Raw genomic sequence first — 22,404 nt, 5'->3', positions numbered from 1 at the left:
AAGTCAGGAGGATAACATTGGAATTATTAGAATTAAATGCGACCCAGTTTCAGGATATGATTGTTTCAGGTTCAGAATATTTAACAGAGAATGTGGATTTAGTCAACTCGCTAAACGTGTTTCCTGTCCCTGATGGGGATACAGGAACCAATATGAATATGACATTTATTTCTGGACGGGACTACCTATTGAAAGAAGAAGGAGATCATGTCGGTGAGGCAGCCCTCAACTTAGCTAAAGGGTTATTAATGGGTGCTCGAGGTAATTCAGGCGTGATTCTATCACAAATTTTCCGTGGCTTTTCTCAAGCCATTAAAGAAGAAAAACACTTAGATGCTAAGACCTTCGTCGCTGCCTTCGCCGGTGGGGTGGAGTCGGCCTATAAGGCCGTGATGAAGCCTGTTGAAGGGACCATCTTAACCGTTGCCCGCGAAGCTGCAATCGCCGGTGAGAAACAACTTAAAGAAAGTTCAGATATTATTGAGATCATGCGGGCGATTGTTGATGGGGCGACACTAGCCCTGGAGTCAACTCCTGATTTGTTACCCGTGCTTAAACAAGTCGGTGTGGTAGATAGCGGTGGTAAAGGCTTACTTTGTATTTATGAAGGCTTTTTAGCTAATTTAACCGGAGAAAAGGTAATCAGTAAGAATAAGGCTGTCAAAGATGAGAGCCATGCTCACGCTATTTTCTCAGAAATGAATGAAGAAATGCCATTACGTATGGAAGATATTACCTTTGGTTTTTGTACGGAAATTATGGTGCGCTTAGATCAAAATAAGAATAACTTTGATGAACAGGACTTTCGTCAAACGTTAAACCAAATGGGCGACTCGCTATTAGTTGTGGCTGATGATGAGATTGTAAAAGTCCATGTGCATACTGAAAATCCAGGTAAAGTCATGCAATTAGGCCAAGAATTTGGTGAATTAATTAAAATTAAAGTCGATAATATGCGTGAACAAGTCAGAGAACTTGAACGCCAAGATCAACAAATCCAACCTCATAATCAACAGGCGGATAAAAAATATGCCATCGTGACTGTTGCTGCCGGAGAAGGTATGATTGAGCTCTTCAAGTCGATGGGAGTGGACTATGTTTTGGCCGGTGGCCAAACGATGAACCCATCCACCGAAGATTTTGTTAAGGCGATTGATCAGTTACATGCAGAGGAAATCATCATCTTGCCTAATAACAAGAATATTATTATGGCTGCCGAACAAGTTAGTCAAGTTTCGGATAAATCGATTCATGTCATCCCAACCAAAACCATTCCACAGGGAATTGCTGCTCTGATTAGCTTTAATCCTGAAATGGATGTTGAATCTAACCTTGAACATATGAATGAAATGAGTCAATCTATTAAATCAGGTCAAATTACCTATTCAATTCGAGATACTGAAATTGATGGCGTAAACATCAAGAAAGATGATTTTATGGGGATTATTGATAATAAAATCAAATTCTCCCACCCTGAATTGGAAACATGCTTGTTAGAAACCTTATTACAAATGGTGAATGATCATTCAGAATTAGCCACGGTTCTCGTTGGTGAAGATGGTGACCTCGGTCTGGCCGAAGCGACAGCTGATCAAGTGAATCAAGTATTTGCCGATGTTGAATTTGAAATCATTCAAACCGATCAGCCGGTATACCATTATATTATGTCCGTTGAATAAAATGGCTTTGTGAACTCCTATTGTGGCGCAAGCTACTATGGGAGTTTTTCTTTTCTGTATGCTAGGAGTGACATGTTGAATCAACGAAGAAGTTGGCATGATCCGATTAGCCAATTAAAAGGCATCGGCCCCAAAAGTTCTGAAAAATTAAACCAGTTAGGTATTTTTACGGTCAAGGATTTATTATTTCATTTTCCGTTTCGTTATGAGAATATCCAACAACGGGATTTGGCGACGGTGTTGGATCAAGAAAAGATCAGCCTCGTTGGCACGATTGTAAGTCCAGCGACGGTTTCATATTTTGGTAAGCGGAAGAATCGCTTACAATTTAAGATGGCCTTGACTTCTCAAGAAGTCATTCAAGTCGTCTTCTTTAACCAGGCCTATTTAGCCAAGCAAATTCATCTTGGCCAGAAATTAGCTGTCTACGGGAAATGGCAGGCCAAGCGCCAAAGTTTGACTGCGATCAAATTAATCTCGCAAAGTATGCAGGGACAGGATTACCAAGCAGTCTATCATCTAAAGCAAGGCATCAGTCAGAACCAATTGCTTAGAGCCATTCAATTTGCACTGAATGAATATTGGGAATTTATTCCTGAAATCCTGCCGCAGTCACTTAACCATAAATATCAATTGCTCCCACTGAAAGAAGCTTTAAAGAACTTGCATTTTCCAACAGATATTGAGCATCATCGCCAAGGGGAACGAAAGATTATCTATCAAGAATTCTTTCTCTACCAATGGCGAATTCAACAAGCTTCGAAGGATGTCCGTCAGGAGAAAGGCTTATCATTAAAATATGATGTAAATTATTTACGTCAGACGATTGGTCAACTGGCCTTTGAACTCACCGATGCACAAAAGCAAGCACTGAATGAAATTTGCTATGATTTATTGGCTCCCTATCCTATGCTAAGACTCCTTCAAGGGGAAGTCGGCAGTGGTAAAACTATCGTCGCTTTTCTCGCTTGTATTGCGGCCTTGAGTAGTGGTCATCAAGCGGCCATCATGGTTCCGACTGAGATCTTAGCCAAACAACATTATGAAAGTTTTATTAGCTTATTTGAATTTTTGGCAAGACAGACCGCTTATCTGGTTTCTGGCCTTAAAAAGACAGAAAAGGAAAGAATTTATCAAGGTCTTGCCAGTGGGGCCATCAAGCTAGTGATCGGCACCCATGCCTTGATTCAAGATCAGCTTAAATTTAATCGTCTGGGACTCGTGATTATTGACGAACAACACCGATTTGGTGTTGGTCAACGTCAAGCTTTGCTGGCCAAAGCTGGGAGCGAATATCAGTTAAATATTTTACAAATGACTGCTACGCCGATTCCTCGCTCTTTAGCGATGTCTCTGTATGGTCAAATGCAGGTGTCAACGATTGACCAACTCCCTGCAGGTCGCAAACGGATAATCACCAAAGTGATTACAGCCGATTATATGGACAAACTTTACCAAAAGATTCGGGAACTATTAAGTTTAAATCAACAGATATATTATGTTCTGCCCTTTATTGAAGACTCAGAGAGTTTGACTGAAGTCGAAAGTGTCTCTTCAATTTACCAGCAGTTAAGGGAAATTTTCCCTGATACCAGCATCGGTGTGCTTCATGGTCAGATGAAGAAAGAAGACCAGGAAAGTGTCATGCAGGCCTTTAGCCAGGACCAGCTGCAAATTTTAATCGCGACCACGATGATTGAAGTCGGGATTAATGTGCCAAATGCGACCATGATGGTGATCCATTCGGCTGAACGTTTTGGTCTGGCTCAATTGCATCAGCTCCGTGGTCGAGTGGGAAGAGGCTCTCTCCAATCTTATTGTTATTTGGTGGCTAAGCCAACCACAGAACAAGCTAAAGAACGGCTAAATATGATGGAACAAAGTCAGGATGGTTTTGAATTAAGCCAGACAGATATGAAGATTCGGGGGATGGGTGACTTATTGGGTCGGCAACAATCAGGGTTGCCACAATTTCATTACGCCAATCTTTTTGAAGATCAGCAGATTCTAGAATTGGCTCGTCAGGACGTCATAGCAATTATGAGACATCCGCAATTGATTTCAGCCCAAGAATATGCTGAGCTTCAGAAAATAAGCCAAGAAGTTTCGATAGAAATTTGATATAATTAGAAAGCAATGAAAGTAGGGGAGGTTACTATGATTAGAATAGCGCTTGATGCGATGGGAGGCGACTTTTCTCCTCAAGAGGAAGTCAAGGCAGCGATGGCTGCTCTGCAAGAATATGAAGATTTACAAATTCTATTATTTGGTGATCCCGCTCAAATTAAAGAGCAAATAAGCCAACCTCAATTATTGAAAGAAGAACGAATCATTATTATGCCGACCGATGAGATCATTACCATGGAAGATGAGCCCGTCAAGGCCATTCGTCGGAAGAAGAACTCATCGATGGTTAGAGCAGCAAAAGCCGTTAAAGAAGGACAGTCCGATGCTCTAGTATCATCGGGAAATACTGGAGCATTGTTAGCGGCTGGTTTATTAGTGGTGGGACGGATTAAAGGCATCGATCGACCGGGACTGATGGCAATTATTCCTACTTTGAAAGGGAATCGACCGAATTTTATTTTGATGGATTCAGGTGCCAATGCAGATACCAAAGCGGTCAATCTCCACCAATTTTCAATTATTGCTAACGTCTATGCCCAACAAATTCTTGAAATTCCTCAACCACGCGTTGCCTTGTTAAATAACGGGAGTGAAGCGAGTAAAGGTTCAAGCCTGAGCAAGGAAGCCTTTCAATTATTAAATCAAGAAGAACGGATTCATTTTATTGGTAATGTTGAAAGTAAGGCTTTATTAGATGGACCGGCAGATATCGTGATTGCCGATGGCTTTACTGGGAACGCCGTCTTGAAGAACATTGAAGGGGTTGCTACTGGCTTATTAGGCTACATTAAAGATATCTTAACCGAGTCTGGTCTATTGACTAAAATTGGTGGACTGCTCATTAAATCTGCCTTTAAGAAGAAATTACAAATTTTAGATACTTCTAAGGCTGGCGGAGCCGTCTTACTAGGTGTTAAAGCTCCCGTGATTAAAACCCATGGCTCAGCTAAAGCAGAAGCGATTATGTATGGTATCTTTCAAGCGCGAGCGATGGTCGAAGGTCGGGTGGCTGAACGAATTAGCCATCATTTCGACCAAAATAGCTTAGGAAATGATTAAAAACTATAAGTTTAAGTAAGAAAGTTTAGAAATTGCATAGACAAATCTCATAATTGACGGTAGAATGTGGGTATGTTTATTCATCGTAAATTCCGGGGGTGTCGGGTATTGGATGGTAATCAGAATATATTTATGGTCATTAGGCAATTGCTCGTCGATCGGTTCGGTTTGCAAGAAGAGGATATTACGCCAGATTTACATTTAGCTGAAGTAGGAGCGGATTCATTAGATATTATTGAACTCGTGATGGAAGTAGAAAGTAAATATAATATTCAATTCTCTGATAAACAAATCGCTGAAATTCAGACAATTGGAGAAGTGGTCAACTATATTGAAGAACTTAAATAATGGTGTTGGAAGATAAATACAATTTTTAAGACACTGTTTATCAAGCGATAAGCAGTGCTTTTCTTTTAGACAAAATAAAAGTGGAGGAAAAATATGGACAGTAATAAAGTTTTGCTTGAAGTAAAAGACTTGCATACTGGTTTTCGGATTAAAGACGATTTCTATGATGCCGTCGATGGTGTGTCTTTTACCTTATCAAAGAATGAAAAACTAGCCATCGTCGGGGAATCAGGTTGTGGTAAGAGTACACTCGCCACTTCCATTGTAGGTCTGCATGATAAGAAAAATACCCGTGAATCGGGTGAAATTATTTATCAAGGCGATAACCTGCTAGATTATAGTGAACGTCAGTTCTTAAATATTCGGGGAGATCAGATTGGTATGATTTTCCAAGACCCTTTGGCTTCATTGAATCCTTTGATGACGATTGAAGCTCAAATTGAAGAGCCTTTGTATTTCCATACCAAATTAGATAAGGAACAAAGACGGGCCCGTGTCTTAGAACTTCTTGATCAAGTCGGTATTCAAAATCCTGAACGGATGGCCAAACAATATCCCCATGAACTTTCTGGGGGGATGCGGCAACGGGTTATTATTGCCATTGCATTAGCTTGTAAGCCTGAAATTATCATTGCCGATGAACCGACAACCGCATTGGATGTGACCATTCAAGCTCAAATTCTTGACTTACTCAATGATATTCAAGAAGAAACTGAATCAGGAATTATCTTAATTACCCATGATTTGGGCGTAGTAGCTGAGACAGCAGATCGTGTCGCAGTGATGTATGCGGGCCAATTTGTTGAATTGGCTCCAGTTCATGAGCTCTTTAATAATCCTAAACATCCATATACGCGCTCTTTATTGCGGTCTATTCCTCAATCAAATGATTTGGTGGATAACCAATCTGGTGAACTCCATGTGATTCAAGGGGTAGTCCCAACGATTACCAAGTTACCACGGACCGGTTGTCGCTTTGCGCCACGGATTCCTTGGATTCCTGCTGAAGCCCATGAGGAAAATCCAGTCTTGCATGAAGTTTCGCCGGGACATTTTGTCAGATGTACCTGTCATGAACATTTCTTTTTTCCAGAGGAGGGTAAATAATGACCGAGTTAATTAAAGTTGAGAATTTAAAAGTTCATTACCCAATTCGTTCTGGATTTTTCAATCGGATTACTGATCATGTATATGCGGTTGATGGGGTAGATTTATCTTTTGAACAAGGGAAGACCTACGGTTTAGTCGGAGAATCTGGTTCCGGGAAATCGACCATTGGTAAAGCGATCGTCGGTTTGGAGAAGATTACTGAAGGTAACATTTATTATAATGGTGAAGATGTTTCTAAGAGTGCCCGTGCTCGGCGGTCAGACTACACTAAGAATGTGCAAATGATCTTCCAAGATTCAATGTCTAGTTTTAATCCCAAAAAACGGATTAAAGATATTATGGCCGAACCTTTGCGGAACTTCTCTAAGATGACGCCCGATGAAGAACGGCGCAAGATTCTTGAATTGTTAGCCATCGTTGGGCTAAGCGAAGAAGCGCTCACCAAATATCCTCATCAATTCTCAGGTGGTCAACGTCAACGGATTGGCGTGGCCCGGGCGGTCGCTTTAAATCCTAAGCTAGTCATCGCAGATGAGCCTGTTTCAGCCTTGGACTTATCTGTTCAAGCCCAAGTCTTAAACTTTATGAAACAGATTCAAGAAGAATTTAATGTTTCTTACTTATTTATTTCTCATGACTTGGGCGTTGTGCGCCATATGTGTGATGAGATTGCCATTATGTATCGCGGACGTTTCACTGAGTATGGAGACCGTGATGATATCTATGATCATCCGCAACATATCTATACTCGGCGTTTGCTATCGGCGATTCCGAAGATTGACCCGAACGGTCGTGAAGAAACCAAACGTAAACGTTTAATTGTTGAAAAAGAATATCAACAAAATAAAAATAAATATTACACACCTGAAGGTCGAGTTTATGACTTGAAAGTGATTCAAGGAAACCATAAGGTTGCTTTGAAAGATACTCAATCCATCTCTTTGACGAAGGAGGAACTATAATATGTGGAAAACAATTTTACGTCGGATTATTTTAATGATTCCTCAAATTTTCATTCTGAGTATCATCGTCTTCTTACTAGGCGCGATGTTACCAGGGGATGCTTTGACTGGCTTAATCGATCCGACCATTTCTGCTGAACAAATTGCCCGTCAAAGGGAATTACTTGGTTTGAACAAACCTTGGCCAGAACGCTATATTGATTGGATTAGTAAGGCGATTCGCGGAGATTTTGGTCGAAGCTTTGCCCATAAAATGCCAGTAACCAAAATAATCGGTTTAAGAATTTGGAATACTTTATGGTTATCAATTTTGACCGTAATTTTAACTTATTTAATTGCCTTACCTTTAGGATTGTTTGCTGGACGTTATCAGTATTCTGCGTTTGACCGTTTCGTAAACTTATATAACTTTATTTCTTATTCCATTCCGACCTTTGTCCTTGGTTTGTTAATGTTATGGTTGTTTGGCTATACGCTTGGTTGGTTCCCAACTCGAGGAACGATTGGTTCAGGCGTTGAAGTGGGGACCTTAGCGCATTCGCTATCGCGACTCTATCATATGATACTGCCAGCCATTACCTTAGCCTTATTAAGTACGACCGGAACGATTCAATATTTGCGAACCGGAGTCATTGATGCCAAGACTCAGGACTATGTCCGGACTGCGCGGGCCAAAGGGGTGCCTGAAGAGAAAATTTATTCTCGTCATATTTTCCGTAATTCACTCTTACCGATTGCATCCTTTATGGGATATACCTTGACTGGATTAATTTCTGGTTCAGTGATTACTGAAACAATCTTTACCTACCAAGGAATGGGCGATTTATTCATTACCTCGATTACCGGTCGGGACTTCTCAGTAATGACAGCCTTGGTCTTATTATTTGGTTTGATGACCTTGTTAGGTACACTCTTGTCGGATATTATTATGGTCTTTGTTGACCCAAGAATTAGAATTCAATAGGAGGATCAAAGATGACACAAGAACAATTAAATGTGGCTCAAGAAGCCAATGTTGTGACAACAGATGAAGAAGCACTCCCTCCTATGGGCTTTGAGATTATCAAACGTGAGTTTCTACGAGATAAGGTAGCCATGACTGCGCTCATCATTTTAATGGCTATTCTGATTGCTGCTTTTATCTCTCCATTTATTTTCGATGTCAATGAAGTAACGCGAGTCGATATTTTTAGTCGTTTTGCTGCTCCAGGAGAAAAGGGGTACTTATTAGGAGCGGATGAAGGTGGCCGGGACATCTTCGCCTTACTTTTCTTAGGAACTCGAAATTCTGTCTTGATTGGTTTTTCAGTGACGATTATTACAGCCATTACCGGGATTATGTTAGGAATTATTTCTGGTTATTATGGCGGCATTATTGATGATATTATGATGCGGGTGGTTGACTTTATTATGGTTCTCCCTCAATTTATGATTATCATTGTGATTGTTACCATCGTCGGCCGTTTTAACGCTTGGACTTTGATTTGGGTTATTTCCCTCTTTGGTTGGGCTGGAATTACTCGACTTTTCCGGACAGCGACTCTGTCTGAAGCTTCCAAAGACTATATTGCTGCCGGTAAAACCATGGGGACCCGAGATCCAGTCATTATGTTTGGCGGCTTGTTACCAAATCTATCGTCGTTGATTATTACCGACTTGACCTTAGCTTTTGCTGGAAATATTGGTTTGGAAACTGGTTTATCCTTCTTAGGCTTTGGTTTGCCAGCAGGAACGCCAAGTCTAGGAACCTTGATCTCTTATGCCAACAACCCTGATGTTATCGAGAATAAAATGTGGGTTTGGTTACCAGCCGTGATCGTGATTTTGGTACTGATGTTATGTATTAACTATATCGGTCAAGCCTTACAACGGGCAGCCGATTCTCGTCAACGGATTGGTTAAGCATTCAATAATATAGTTGTTTCGAATCTTCAAGTAGATTAGTCTGCTTGAAGATTTTTTATATTTGTAGTATTTATCAATGACATTATGTCCATGGATTCGCCAAGAAAATCAAATTCAGCTTTTTCATAGGGGGATAGCTCATTTTCTAGCTATAATCTCATTTTTATTTAATCTTAAGTGATTTAAGGCTAGACATAAATCCTAGATTAAGATATAATTAAAATAAGATTAAGGCGAAAGCCATTATGGAGGTAAAAGGATGAAAAAACTGTTAAAGAAATCTTTTGCATATTCAGCAGCAGCAATGTCATTAGCGGGTGTCTTGGTAAGTCCAGCAAGTCAAGTCTTCGCTCAAGAAGAAAATGAAGAAGGTATTTTAGATTTTGAATCCATCGCAGAAAATGAAGGGGAAGCGATTGAAGGTGGCACTTTGAAATATGCCTTAGTCGGAGACCCTTTTGAAGGATTATTAAACAATATGGTATATGGTGGGAATCCCGATGCAACGATTATTACATTCTTCAACCCAGGTCTTTATGGTTATGATGAAAACTTTGGAATTGATAATTCTGGTTTTGCTGATATTGAATTTAACCAAGAAGAAAAAACGGTAACCATCTCAATCCCTCAAGATGCAAAATGGGATGACGGTGAACCTATTACTATCGATGATGTGATTTTCCCTTATTATGTCATTGGCCATCCTGATTACACTGGAATTCGTTATGGTTCAGACTATGAGAACGTTGAAGGGATGACTGAGTATCACGAAGGAAAAGCCGAAGAAATCTCTGGCTTGGAACGTGTCGATGATTATACTTTGAAAGTTCACTATATCAACTTTAACAACTCACTCTTACAAGCCGGAGGCGGGATTTCATCTTATATTGAGCCTGAACATATCTTGAAAGATGTGCCGGTCGCTGAACTTGAAGACTCTGAATATGTTCGTCAAAATCCAGTTGGCTTTGGTCCATTTAAAGTTGAATCGGTTACCGCGGGTGAATCTGTCGTCTTAGCGGCCAATGAATACTATTATAAAGGTAAACCTAAGATTGATAAGGTCCAAATTGATGTGGTTAACCCAACCTCGGTTGTTGCCGAACTTAAGGCGGGTAATTATGATATTGCCGATTTACCGTCTGACCAATATGAAACATATAAGGATGCCACCAACTTCAAGACGATTGGTATGTTAGAGAATGCGTATACCTATATTGGCTTCAAGATGGGTAAATGGGATGCTGAAAAAGGCGAAGTGGTTTATGATGAAAGTAAAGTCACTTCTAACAAAGCTTTACGTCAAGCCATGGCCTATGCAGTGGATAACAATGCGATTGCTAAGGAATTCTATCATGGTATTCGTCAAGCAGCCAATGCACTCGTTACCCCTAACTTTACGGAAGACTTCTATAATAAAGATCAAGAAGGATACAATTATGATCCAGAAAAAGCTAAACAAATTTTAGCTGATGCTGGTTTTAAAGATAGTAATGGCGATGGCTTCGTTGAAGATCCTAATGGAAAAGAATTTAAGTTAGGTTTTGCTTCAATGTCTGGTGGGGAAACTGCTGAACCATTGGCTCAATATTATATGCAAATGTGGGCTGAAATCGGCGTGAATGTTGAATTAGTTGATGGACGTTTAATGGAATTCAACTCATTCTATGACCGCATTCAAAAAGACGATGAAGCGATTGATATTTATCAAGCTGCTTGGGGAACTGGGGGAGACCCAAATCCTTCTGGCTTATATGGACGAAAAGCCGCTTTCAACTATACTCGGTGGGCAACTGAAGAAAATGATAAGTTAATTCAAGCGATTGAATCGGATGATTCTTTCGATACTGAATTCCGTAAAAAAGCCTTCTACGATTGGCAAGCTTATGTTCATGAAGAAGTCCCTGTCTTCCCAACACTGTTCCGTTATAAATTAACAGCGGTTAACAATCGGGTAAATAAATATGATGTTACCATCGGTTCTGATTTAGATTGGACGGAAATTTATCTAACTGCTGATGCGCCAGTGGCAGAATAAATTTAATTAACATCAGAATATGTGCTTAACAGCCTAGAGCATTTTGTTCTAGGTTGTTTTTTATTGGCTTATAAGTTGTTTGATAAACTGTGAGAGACACTGATAGAATATGATCGTAATAAAGTTATAAAAGCGTAGGCCACTTTCAAGAAATTTGATGAAATCGGCCATTTTTCTCATTTATTTGTTAAATTTTTAATCGTTTAGAATTTTGTTGGAATCGTTTCCAAATTCTGTTAGAATGTTCATAGACAAAGATATATCGATATTATATAATGGGAAATATGGTATTGGATTATGTGTAGGAGGTATTTGGATGAAAAAACTATTAAAATCCACGGCGGTTATTTTGGCAGGTTTAAGTTTGGTCGCATGCGGTAATAAGGAAAGTAATCAGGAGCAGGAAACTAATTCTGAAAATGAAGATGGCCTAGTCTCATTTGAAACGGAAGTGAAAAACGAGGGAGAGGCTATTGAGGGTGGAACACTGAAATATGCCTTGGTGGGGGATCCTTTTGAAGGATTGTTAAATTCACTGGTCTATTCTAAGAATTCGGATGCCCAAATTATTAACTTCTTTAATGAAGGTTTAATTGGTTACGACGAGAATTTCAAAATGGATAATTCTGGTTTTGCCGATATCGAATACGATCAAGAAGCCAAGACAGTGACCCTTTCAATTCCTAAAGATGCAAAATGGGATGATGGTGAACCAATTACCATCGATGATGTGATTTTCCCTTATTACGTGATTGGTCATCCCGACTATAAAGGCATTCGTTACAGTGCAGATTATGAAAATGTCGTTGGGATGAAAGAATACCATGCTGGGGATACTGATGAAATCGAAGGTTTAGAACGGGTTGACGATTATACCTTAACGATTCATTATATTAACTTTAATAACTCTATGCTGCAAGCAGGTGGGGGCGTGGGTTCATTTATCGAACCGGAGCATTATCTCAAAGATATTGATGTTGCTAATTTTGAGGATGCGCCTGAAGTTCGTCGTAAACCTGTTGGTTTTGGTCCGTTTAAGGTTGAATCAGTCACCCCGGGTGAATCTGTGACTTTTGTGGCCAATGAATACTACTATAAGGGTCGCCCTAAGATTGATAAATTAATTGTTGATGTTGTTTCAGTCAGTTCAGTCGTTGCTGAAATGAGAGCTGGAAACTATGACGTAGCTGATTTACCAGCCGATCAATATGATACTTTCAAAGATGCCAAGAACTTTAAGATTGCCGGTAATCTAATGAATATGTTAACTTATATCGGCTTTAAACAAGGAACTTGGGAAGATGGTCAAGTTAAGTATGATCCCTCACGGGTCACTTCTAACAAGGCTTTACGTCAAGCCATGGCCTATGCGGTAGATAACAATGCCGTGGCCAAAGAATTCTATGATGGCATTCGAATCGATGCCAACTCAATGATTACCCCGAACTTTACTGAAGAATTCTATAATAAAGATCAAGAAGCTTATAATTATGATCCAGAAAAAGCAAAAAAGATCCTAGCAGATGCTGGCTTTAAAGATACTAATGGCGATGGCTTCGTTGAAGATCCAAATGGTAAAGAATTTAAATTAGGCTTTGCGGCTATGTCTGGAGGCGAAACAGCTGATCCAATTGCTCAATACTATATGCAAATGTGGGGCGAAATTGGCATCAATGTTGAATTAGTCGATGGCCGTTTAATGGAGCTTAACTCTTTTTATGACCGTTTAGAAAAAGATGATCCAGCGATTGATGTCTTCCAAGCTGCTTACGGTTTGGGCGGTGATCCGAATCCTGCTGGCATTTGGTCGCGAATCAGTGTGATGAACGATCCTCGTTGGGCCACTGAAGAAAATGATAAAATTATTGAAAAAATTAATTCAGATGCGTCATTTGATCCAAAATATAAACAAGAAGCTTTCTATGAATGGCAAGCTTATATGCATGAAGAAGTTCCTGCCTTCCCAACTTTATATCGATATAATTTGACCGCGGTCAACAATCGAGTTTCTCAATGGGATGTACAGACTGGATCAGACTTGTCACTCTCAGAAATCTATTTAACAGCTGAGGAACCAGCCAAAGAATAGCCATAAATTTTTGGGCCTGCGGGCCCTTTTTTTATCGATCAATTTGGCGCCTTCAGCATTACATGGTAGAATGACAGAATAAGTAATTAGAATGAGGAAGAGGGATAGGATGACGACACTACTTGAGCATCTCAGTTATTGTTTTGATATAGATATTAAACAGGCAGAATTATATATTACTGCTTTTCAGCATACCTCTTTCGTTCATGAGCAGAAAGGGAATCAGAAACCATATCGGCTAAAATCAAATGAACGCTTGGAATATTTAGGCGATGCAGTCTTAGAATTAATTGTCAGTCAATATTTATTTACTTTTTATCCTGATCAACCTGAGGGATTCTTATCGCGAACTCGGGCAGCTTTGGTTCAGGAAGAAAGCTTGGCCAAGCTAGCTAAGCAGTTGAAGTTCGATCAATTTATTCAATTAGGTAAGGGAGAACGAGCTAACGGGGGCCAATACCGATTTTCTATTCTGTCCGACTGTTTCGAAGCGGTCTTAGGAGCCATATACCTAGATCAAGGTTTTGCTTGCGTGGAACGGATTTTGGTTCATTACTTATTAGAGAACCATCAAGCCCATCTTCAATCCCTGGCCAAAGACTACAAGACTTTGCTCCAAGAAAAATTACAGCAACAAGGAAATATTGACATTGAATATCGTTTAGAAGGTGAAAGTGGGCCAGACCATGCCCGCATCTTTGAGATGGCCTTATATGTAAATAATGAATTTAAAGGGCGAGGTCAAGGTAGGTCTAAGAAACAGGCGGAGATGGCGGCAGCCAAAGCTGCCTTAATGGCTGAATCAGCCTCAAGCACACCATCATAATCAAAGATTAGGCCGAGGAATGGAGTTAGACAAATATGTATTTAGCACGTGTAGAAATGACGGGGTTTAAATCCTTTGCAGATAAAACAATTATTGAATTCGACCGAGGAATGACGGCGGTGGTTGGCCCCAATGGCTCAGGTAAATCAAATTTATCGGAAGCCATTCGTTGGGTATTAGGCGAACAATCTGCCAAAAGTTTACGAGGCAATAAGATGGAAGATGTGATTTTTAACGGTAGCCAAGGGCGAAAACCGGTCAACATTGCTAAAGTAACTTTAGTTTTAAATAATGAAGATCACTATCTTGACTTGGATTTCGCCGAAATTAGTTTAACCCGGTCATATCATCGCAATGGCGATAGTCAGTATTTTATTAATCACGAACCTTGTCGTTTGAAGGATATTGTTGATTTGTTATTGGATTCGGGTCTAGGTAAGAATTCCTTTTCCATTATTTCTCAAGGACAAGTCGAACAAATCTTCTTAAACAAGGCTGAAGAACGGCGTCTAATCTTTGAAGAAGCCGCGGGTGTTCAGAAATACCAATTCCGTAAACAAGAAGCTGAACGGAAATTGTTGAAATCTCAAGATCACTTATCGCGGGTACGTGATATTATCTTTGAGTTAGAACATCAACTCGAACCGCTTCAAAAGCAGAAAGAGAAAGCGATAACCTATCAAGCCTATAAAGAAGATTTAGAAAAACAAGAAATTGCCTTATATACACAGCAAATTCAAGACAGCAAACAAGATTGGGACCAAGAGGCTGAAGCTTTAGACCTACTTAACCAAGAGATCGAACAAGTTGAAGCAATGATTGAAGGCAAGCAGGCCGAACTCATCCAGGCCAAGCATCAATGGCAGAACACCGAGAAAGCCTTAGACCATGAAACCCAAACATACCAGGACTTGATTCAACAATTTGAGCGCCTACAAGGTCAGAAGAATATGCTCACTCAAGAACTTAATTTTAAGGAGAGTCATCAAGCCGACCAAGGTCAACAAGCATTACAGGCTCAAGAGAAGTTAGCCGGTCTAGGTATGGAACAAGAGCAAGTCGAGAAACACTTGCAGCAACTCGAAAAGAAAAGTGTTCAGCTGTCTCAGAAAATCAAACAATACCAAGAGCGTGAACAAGCCCTTGCTTTGTCGGATCAAGCAGCTATGGAAGAAGTAAGAGGCTTAATTATCGAAGCTTATCAAAAAAAGGCGACGGCCAATAATCAGTTAAATGTCCTAGCAGACCAACAACAACGTTTAATTAGGCAAAGGCAAGAACTTCAAGATAGGCTTGAACACAGTGAAAGCCAGAAAGCTGACTATCAATCCCGTCAGGAGCAAATTCAAGAACAAATCCAGCAAGCACAAGCCAGCCAGGAAAGGTTACAAGCAAATCTTGCTGCAAATATTAGGAAATTAGAAGACCTACAGAATCAAGAACAAAGAGCTCGACAAGACCTCTTTGACTATGAACGGCAAATGAACCGCGCTAAGAGTCAGTTTGAAAATTTGAAACAATCGCAAGAAGAATACGTTGGCTATTATGCCGGTGTGCGAACTTTGATGAAAGAAGCCATCCCAGGAATTCATGGACCCGTCGCTGAATTAATCCGGGTTGAGGAGCAATATCAAACCGCAATTGAAATTGCACTCGCAGCAGCTGGTCAAAATCTGGTGGTTGAATCCGACCAGGTAGCCCGTCAAGCGATTGATTTATTAAAACAACGTCGGGCTGGACGAGCGACCTTCCTACCTCTGCCGAATATTAAAGCCCGTTATATAAATCCAGCGATGCTTGAACAAGCTCAGAACTTTCCCGGTTATTTGGGCCTAGCCAGTGATTTCGTCCAATGTCAACCCATTTATCAAGAGATTATTGCGAATCTCTTAGGAACAGTCATGGTGGTCCAAGATCTTAAACACGCGCAAGATTTAGCTAAATTATTGCAATATCGGGCGAAGATTGTCAGTTTAGATGGAGATTTATTATTTCCAGGGGGTTCTTTAACGGGAGGTAAGTACAAAAATAAACAACAATCCATGTTACAAAGAAGACATGATATTGAAGCCGCCCAGAAAGACTATCAAGCTAGCCAGCAAGCTTTACTGACCTTAGAACAAGAAAATCGGGAGAGAAACCAAGCTCTGAAACAACAAGAATCTTTGGTTCAACAAGCTCAAGCAGACTTGCAAACCACTCAACAGCAACGTGAAAACTTAAACTATCAACTGAGACAAATCATTGAAGCGCATAAGCAATGGCAGCAAGCTCGCCAGATTGACCAAAATAAGTTAGCTCAAGATAACCAGGATTTAGTAGCGGTTAAAGTCAATTATCAGCAAGCTCAAGAGCAATTGAAACAGGCGGAAGCTGAGATTCAAGATTTTCAGGAACGATTAGATCAAGCCAATTTAAGTGAAGATGAAAAACAAAAAGAATTACGGCTAATTGAACAAGCGATGAATCAGTTACAGACCGATCAAGCGGTCTTGAAAGTCGAAAAGAATCAAGCCTTCGAAAGAAAAAATCAAATAAACCAAGAAATAGAAGATTTAAAAGCCCGGCTGGGTCACTACAAAGATTTAGCCGACCAACATCAAATTTCTCGACAAGCATTGACCGAGAAACTGAAGCAGGTCGAAGCTGAATTAAGTCAAACGGAACAACAACAAGCTTCGATCAGTCACAGCTTGGTTCAATTAAAAGCAGCAAGAACAGAAAGTCAAGAAGCCATCGATCATATAGAAGATTTACTCAGTCATCAGCAAAGTAAACTGCAAAAAGCTTATCAAAAACAGGCGCGTTATCAAGCGCAAATTGAGAAGCATCAATCATTTATTGATAATTACTTAACCTATCTCAATCAGGAATATCAATTAAGTTTCGAAGCGGCTCTAAAGCGAGCCCAAGCACTGGAGCTTGATGAAGTAAATTTCGATACTGTTCGAGCGTTGAAGCAGCAAATTGAACAGTTAGGACCGGTGAATTTACAGGCGATTGAAGATTATGACCAGCTAAATGAACGCTATCAAGCTTTGACTTACCAAGAGAATGATTTATTAAAAGCGATGGAACAACTTCAAACAACGATGGATGAGATGGATCAAGAGGTCATTCAACGATTTGCTTATACTTTTGAGCAGATTAATCAACAGTTCCAACGAACCTTTCGGGCTTTATTTGCTGGAGGTCAAGCTTCACTTGAGCTTACTCAGCCTGATGATTTGTTGACCACGGGCGTTGACATTCTAGCCCAGCCACCCGGCAAAAAAAAACAGAATCTCGCCTTATTATCGGGGGGAGAAAGGGCATTGACCGCGATTGCGCTCTTGTTTGCGATTTTAGAAACTCGTCCGGTGCCTTTCGTGGTACTTGATGAAGTGGAAGCCGCTTTAGATGATGCCAATGTCTATCGATATGGCGAATATATCCAGAATTTTACTAAGCAGACTCAGTTTATTGTGATTACCCATCGAAAGGGAACGATGGAACACGCCGATGTCCTATATGGGGTCACCATGCAACAATCAGGCATTTCCAAATTAGCTTCAGTCAAACTAAGTGATCGTCAAATAGAAGGAGATAGTGTATGATAAGATTGATTGCGGTGGATTTAGATGGGACCTTGTTAGCTCCGGATAAGTCGCTGTCCGATCATAACCGCCTAGCTTTACATCAAGCAAATGCATTGGGCATTAAGATTGTCATTTGTACTGGACGACCCTATCTGGCTGCTCAGCCTGTCTTAGACCAGTTAGGTTTAAAAAGTGCAGAAGACTATTTGATTACCTTTAATGGTGGCCAGATTCACCGAGCCAGTGATGGCCAAGTGATTTATCGGCAAGCCTTAGACTTTTCAGATTTTCTAATCTGGCAGAAAGAATTAGAGCGGTTGCAACTTCCTTGGCATCCGGTTGATGAAGAATGGGTTTATCAGGCACCGAAGGAAGACAGTCCCTTTCCTTCAATTTATGTTAGCCAAGTAACGACTGCTCCCGCCAAGACCAAAGATTATCAGCTTTTTGGACCAGACAATTATTTCCTGAAATTTGTAGTCGCCACGGACCAAGAATATTTATTACAGCAATTAGAACAATTAAAGCCAGAGTTAGCTGATCAATACGCGATTGTCCACTCCCATCCATTTCAAATTGAAATTAGTAAAGCAGGAGTGTCTAAAGGGAATGCCCTCGCCCGATTGGGTCGACGCTTGCAGATTCCTCCTGAAGAGATGCTAACGATTGGCGACCAGGCCAATGATGCCTCGATGATTAAAATGGCAGGTATCGGCGTAGCGATGGGCAATGCAGCTGCTGAAGTTAAAGCCCAGGCTGATTACGTGACCGCTAGCAATCAGGATAACGGAGTGGCAAAAGCTATTTATCATTTATTAAATATTAGGAGGGGAAATCATGGGATTATTTGATCGAATTAAGCGGGCCTTTACCGGTGAAGATGCTGTTGTTAAAGAAGAATTAAAAGAGAAAGACTCACCCATTGTTTTTGAAAGTTATGACAAAGGAATGGAAAAGACGCGCAAAAACTTCTCAGAGAAGATTGCTGACCTGTTCTCTGGCTTTCGTGAATTAGATGAAGAATTCTATGAAGATTTGGAAGAAGCTTTAATCGGCGCTGATGTTGGTTTTGATATGACCATTGCTTTAACGGATGCTATCCGTGATGAAATCGAAGCTCAGAATGTGTATAAAAGTCAAGATGTTAAACGAGTAATGATTGAGAAGATGGTGGAAATCTATCAACGAGGCGAACAAGTATCTAACCAATTGATTAAGAATCCAGATGGACCGACCGTGATTTTATTTGTCGGCGTGAATGGAGTCGGTAAGACGACTTCTGTCGGCAAAATTGCATATCAACTAAAAGAAGCCGGGCATTCTGTCTTGATGGCCGCAGCCGATACATTCCGGGCTGGGGCGGTTGAACAATTGACGGTTTGGGGTGACCGCCTTAACATTCCAGTAGTGACTGGACGGGATCAAGGAGATCCAGCTTCAGTGGTCTTTGATGCGATTAAGAAAGCAAACACCGAACATTACGATTATTTATTAGTCGATACAGCCGGACGCCTGCAGACTAAAATTCATTTAATGGATGAATTAGCTAAGATTAAACGAATTATCGAACGGGAAAATCCTAATGGAATTCAAGAAGTCCTCTTAGTGCTCGATGCGACTACCGGCCAAAATGCGCTCATCCAAGCTAAGCAATTTAATGAAGCGACTGAAATAACGGGCTTAGTCCTCACAAAACTTGATGGGACAGCCAAGGGTGGGGTGGTGCTTTCCATCCGCTATGAACTTGATATTCCGGTCAAATTCATTGGTTTAGGTGAGAAAGCTCAAGACTTACAAGTCTTTGATAGTGAGCAATATTTCTATAACTTAATTAAAGACGTGATTGAACCTCAATAAGCTGAGCCTGGGTGTTGGACGATTTCAGCTTAATAAATTAATAAAAAAATTCCTACCATCATTCACCAATGCAAAATAAATCCACTCAGTCTGACACTAACCCTATTGAGTTAAGGTGGACTAAGTGGATTTTCAGTATTTCTCCAACAAATCCTTAGTTTCTTTTAATTAATACGCCACAGAGATCTTGAAATTGCTAGCAATATTAAGGATTGAGTCCTGCGGCAATTGTTTTGAGGTTATATTCCATCATCGAATAATAAGAATCTCCCGTCTCACCTGAAGCGGCGATTGAGTCAGTGAAGATTTTTGCATAGATTGGCCGACCCGTTTCTTGGGCCACCGTCTTCATTGGCCGGTCATCAACACTGGTTTCAACGAAGAGGGAAGGAACTTTCGATGCTTTGATTTGTCGGACCAGGGCTGTGATTTGTTCAGGGGTCCCTTCTTCTTCGGTATTAATTTCCCAGATATAGGCTGAAGGGATGTTATAGGCTTTGGAGAAATATTTAAAACATCCTTCAGAAGTGACGATTAGCTTTTGATCGCTGGGAATATGATCAAAGAGATGGCGAGCTTCTTGGTCTAAAGCTTGTAACTTTTTGGTGTAGTTGGCTAGATTTTCTTGATAAAATTCTGCATGCCCGGGATCAGCTTGGATCAATGTGTCAGCAATATTTTGACAATAAATCACACCATTATTTAAATCTAACCAGGCATGAGGGTCTTCTTTACCGGCTTCATCTTCTCCTTCAAGATAGATTATATCAACTCCAGCTGATACGGCAAAGTAATCTTGGTCAGCAACTTTATTGGCATTTTTGACTAATTTGGTGAACCAGGCTTGGCTGCCATTTTCCAAATTAATCCCATTATAAAAGATTAAATCTGCTTGTTCAGTTTTCTTAACGTCCTCAGGGAGGGGTTCATATTCATGAGGATCTTGGCCAATCGGTACGATGCTATGAACATTGACCCGGTCTTGACCAATTTCTTGGACCATATCGGCCAAAATTGAATTGGTGGTGACAATATTTAAGGGACTTGATTCTTGGGCTAGGGTCAAAGGTGTGGCTAAACAGATCAAAGTTAAGCTGAATACGAAGGAAATCATATATTTTAGTTTATTTTTCATGGTCAATCACTTTCTTTCTATATTTGTTTTGTTTTGGGGCCATAAAGAAACTAAGTAGAAAAAGACTCGCTGAAGTTAAGACGATACAGGCTCCAGCCGCTAAATTGTAATAATAGGCAAACATTAATCCTAAGCCAGCTGATAAGGCGCCGAGGCAGGCGGATAGTATAATCATTGTCTTTAAATGGTTGGTGTATAGATAGGCGGTGGCAGCTGGGGTGATCAACATGGCCACAATCAGAATGGTACCCACACTTTGCATTCCCGTTACAGCAACCATGGTTAATAGAATCATCAAGAGGTAGTGATAATACTCGACTTTCATGCCATAAGCTCGAGCCATTGTAGGATCAAAGGAACTGATCAAGAGCTCCTTAAAGAATAGAATTATCAAAGTCACCACAATTAAGGTCACTAGCCCAGTAACCATCATATCTTCTTTTTGAACGGCTAATATATTGCCAAATAGGATATGGAATAAATCGGTTGAAGACCGGGCAAAACTGATTAAAATCACCCCTAAAGCCAAGAAAGCCGAAAAGGTGATACCAATTGCGGTGTCGGCTTTGATAATCGAATTATTCTTGATATAAGTAATCAGTAGGCCAGCCAATAGGCCAAAGACCAAGGCTCCGTAGTAATAATTTATACCAAATATAAATGAGAGAGCGACTCCGGGCAGGACAGCATGTGAGATAGCATCGCCCATCAAGGACATTCCACGTAAAATAATAAAAGAACCCAAGATGCCAGAGACAATGCCAATCATGATCGCTGTGATTAAAGCATATTGTAAGAATTGGAATTCATTGAGACCGTTGATAAAACTTTGAATCATGATGTCATCTCCTTCATCAAACTGAGCCCATAAGCCCGGTTTAGATTGGTTGAATTTAATACTTGAGCGCTAGGGCCATAGGCTATCAATTGCTTATTTAATAAAATGATGTGATCGAAATAAGCTTCAGCATTTGCCAGATTATGATGGACAATGAAGATGGTCTTGCCTTGTTGACTGAGTTTCTTTAAGACTTCCATAATTTTTTGTTCACTGGTTTGATCAATGCCAATGAAGGGCTCATCTAGGAAAAGATATGGGGCCTCTTGTACTAAACAACGAGCAAAGAGTACCCGTTGGAATTGACCGCCTGATAAGGCCCCTATAGATCGATTGGCCAAATGATCAATAGCTAATTCATTCATGGCTTGGCTGACTTTCCGCCAATCTTCCGCCTTCAGTCGGCGAAATAGTCCCAAGTGTGGATAACGACCTAGGGCGACACATTCTTTGACGGTAATGGGAAAGTTAAAATCAATCAAACTCCGTTGCTCAACATAGGCAATGTTTTTTAATTGTTTATGGGCAGCTTGTTGATCGATCAAAATCTTTCCAGAAAAGGGAATTAATTGAAGGATTGCTTTCAATAAAGTAGATTTCCCCGCACCGTTAGGACCGATAATACCTGTCATCGATCCGTCTTTACTTTGTAGGTTGATGTCCTGTAAGACCGGCCGATCTCTTTGATAAGTAACACTTAAATTTTTAATCTCAATCATCTTACCTTCCTTTCTTATTTAGGCTAACCTAATATTTAATCTGTGACCATCATAACATTAGGTAAACCTAAAATCAATAGGCCTACCTAAAAATTATCTGTTTGTGCCGCTAATGCTTTCATGATAAAATTATG

17 protein-coding genes are annotated in these 22,404 nt (G+C 40.3%); 14 read left to right on the top strand and 3 right to left on the bottom strand.

Annotated features, from left to right (window positions below; genetic code table 11):
• Nucleotides 1–17: 17 nt before the first annotated feature.
• The 14 genes from fakA (at nucleotide 18) to ftsY (ending at nucleotide 19,578) form a co-directional block, all read left to right on the top strand.
• Complete coding sequence (fakA, locus tag M0R79_RS05215) at nucleotides 18–1,679, top strand: fatty acid kinase ATP-binding subunit FakA (protein WP_248416096.1); 1,662 nt, start codon at nucleotides 18–20, stop codon at nucleotides 1,677–1,679.
• A 75-nt stretch (nucleotides 1,680–1,754) separates the two neighbouring features.
• A complete protein-coding gene (gene recG, locus M0R79_RS05210) occupies nucleotides 1,755–3,800 on the top strand; it encodes an ATP-dependent DNA helicase RecG (RefSeq protein WP_259560269.1) in 2,046 nt (681 codons plus the stop codon).
• A gap of 39 nt (nucleotides 3,801–3,839) precedes the next feature.
• The gene (gene plsX, locus M0R79_RS05205) at nucleotides 3,840–4,865 is read left to right on the top strand and encodes a phosphate acyltransferase PlsX (RefSeq protein WP_248417186.1); all 1,026 of its coding nucleotides are present in this window, start codon (nucleotides 3,840–3,842) and stop codon (nucleotides 4,863–4,865) included.
• A gap of 72 nt (nucleotides 4,866–4,937) precedes the next feature.
• Nucleotides 4,938–5,213, top strand: a complete 276-nt coding sequence (locus tag M0R79_RS05200) for an acyl carrier protein (RefSeq protein WP_092569658.1) — start codon at nucleotides 4,938–4,940, stop codon at nucleotides 5,211–5,213.
• Between the two features lie 93 nt (nucleotides 5,214–5,306).
• On the top strand, nucleotides 5,307–6,320 hold the full coding sequence (locus M0R79_RS05195) for an ABC transporter ATP-binding protein (RefSeq protein WP_248416098.1): 1,014 nt from the start codon (nucleotides 5,307–5,309) through the stop codon (nucleotides 6,318–6,320).
• A complete protein-coding gene (locus M0R79_RS05190; protein WP_248416099.1) occupies nucleotides 6,320–7,285 on the top strand; it encodes an ABC transporter ATP-binding protein in 966 nt (321 codons plus the stop codon). Before M0R79_RS05195 ends, M0R79_RS05190 begins: the two co-directional genes overlap by 1 nt.
• A gap of 1 nt (nucleotide 7,286) precedes the next feature.
• Nucleotides 7,287–8,249 (top strand): oligopeptide ABC transporter permease, encoded by a 963-nt coding sequence (opp4B, locus tag M0R79_RS05185; protein WP_248416100.1) that lies wholly within the window; start codon nucleotides 7,287–7,289, stop codon nucleotides 8,247–8,249.
• A gap of 11 nt (nucleotides 8,250–8,260) precedes the next feature.
• The gene (locus M0R79_RS05180) at nucleotides 8,261–9,187 is read left to right on the top strand and encodes an ABC transporter permease (protein ID WP_310795401.1); all 927 of its coding nucleotides are present in this window, start codon (nucleotides 8,261–8,263) and stop codon (nucleotides 9,185–9,187) included.
• A gap of 262 nt (nucleotides 9,188–9,449) precedes the next feature.
• Nucleotides 9,450–11,228 carry an oligopeptide ABC transporter substrate-binding protein gene (locus tag M0R79_RS05175; RefSeq protein WP_248416101.1) on the top strand — a complete coding sequence of 593 codons (1,779 nt, stop codon included), beginning with the start codon at nucleotides 9,450–9,452 and terminating at the stop codon, nucleotides 11,226–11,228.
• A 316-nt stretch (nucleotides 11,229–11,544) separates the two neighbouring features.
• Nucleotides 11,545–13,317 (top strand): oligopeptide ABC transporter substrate-binding protein, encoded by a 1,773-nt coding sequence (locus M0R79_RS05170; protein ID WP_248416102.1) that lies wholly within the window; start codon nucleotides 11,545–11,547, stop codon nucleotides 13,315–13,317.
• Between the two features lie 109 nt (nucleotides 13,318–13,426).
• Complete coding sequence (gene rnc, locus M0R79_RS05165; protein ID WP_092569672.1) at nucleotides 13,427–14,143, top strand: ribonuclease III; 717 nt, start codon at nucleotides 13,427–13,429, stop codon at nucleotides 14,141–14,143.
• Nucleotides 14,144–14,178: 35 nt separating this feature from the next.
• Nucleotides 14,179–17,739, top strand: coding sequence for a chromosome segregation protein SMC (smc, locus tag M0R79_RS05160; RefSeq protein ID WP_248416103.1), 3,561 nt, complete (start codon nucleotides 14,179–14,181; stop codon nucleotides 17,737–17,739).
• Nucleotides 17,736–18,572 carry a Cof-type HAD-IIB family hydrolase gene (locus tag M0R79_RS05155; RefSeq protein ID WP_092569676.1) on the top strand — a complete coding sequence of 279 codons (837 nt, stop codon included), beginning with the start codon at nucleotides 17,736–17,738 and terminating at the stop codon, nucleotides 18,570–18,572. Before smc ends, M0R79_RS05155 begins: the two co-directional genes overlap by 4 nt.
• The gene (ftsY, locus tag M0R79_RS05150) at nucleotides 18,559–19,578 is read left to right on the top strand and encodes a signal recognition particle-docking protein FtsY (RefSeq protein WP_092569678.1); all 1,020 of its coding nucleotides are present in this window, start codon (nucleotides 18,559–18,561) and stop codon (nucleotides 19,576–19,578) included. Before M0R79_RS05155 ends, ftsY begins: the two co-directional genes overlap by 14 nt.
• 205 nt (nucleotides 19,579–19,783) lie before the next feature.
• On the opposite strand, the gene M0R79_RS05145 is transcribed toward ftsY, so the two are convergent.
• The 3 genes from M0R79_RS05145 to M0R79_RS05135 are packed head-to-tail and all read right to left on the bottom strand — an operon-like array spanning nucleotide 19,784 to nucleotide 22,270.
• Nucleotides 19,784–20,713, bottom strand: a complete 930-nt coding sequence (locus M0R79_RS05145; RefSeq protein ID WP_092569680.1) for a metal ABC transporter substrate-binding protein — start codon at nucleotides 20,711–20,713, stop codon at nucleotides 19,784–19,786.
• A complete protein-coding gene (locus M0R79_RS05140) occupies nucleotides 20,703–21,551 on the bottom strand; it encodes a metal ABC transporter permease (protein ID WP_092569682.1) in 849 nt (282 codons plus the stop codon). The genes M0R79_RS05145 and M0R79_RS05140 overlap by 11 nt, the downstream gene beginning before the upstream one ends.
• A complete protein-coding gene (locus tag M0R79_RS05135; protein WP_092569684.1) occupies nucleotides 21,548–22,270 on the bottom strand; it encodes a metal ABC transporter ATP-binding protein in 723 nt (240 codons plus the stop codon). Before M0R79_RS05135 ends, M0R79_RS05140 begins: the two co-directional genes overlap by 4 nt.
• Between the last annotated feature and the right edge of the window lie 134 nt (nucleotides 22,271–22,404).

It is taken from the genome of Ignavigranum ruoffiae (assembly GCF_023195815.2).
GTDB classification, from domain to species: domain Bacteria; phylum Bacillota; class Bacilli; order Lactobacillales; family Aerococcaceae; genus Ignavigranum; species Ignavigranum ruoffiae.
Note: the sequence above shows the minus strand (reverse complement) of the source record. Positions and strands in the feature narration are given on the sequence as shown.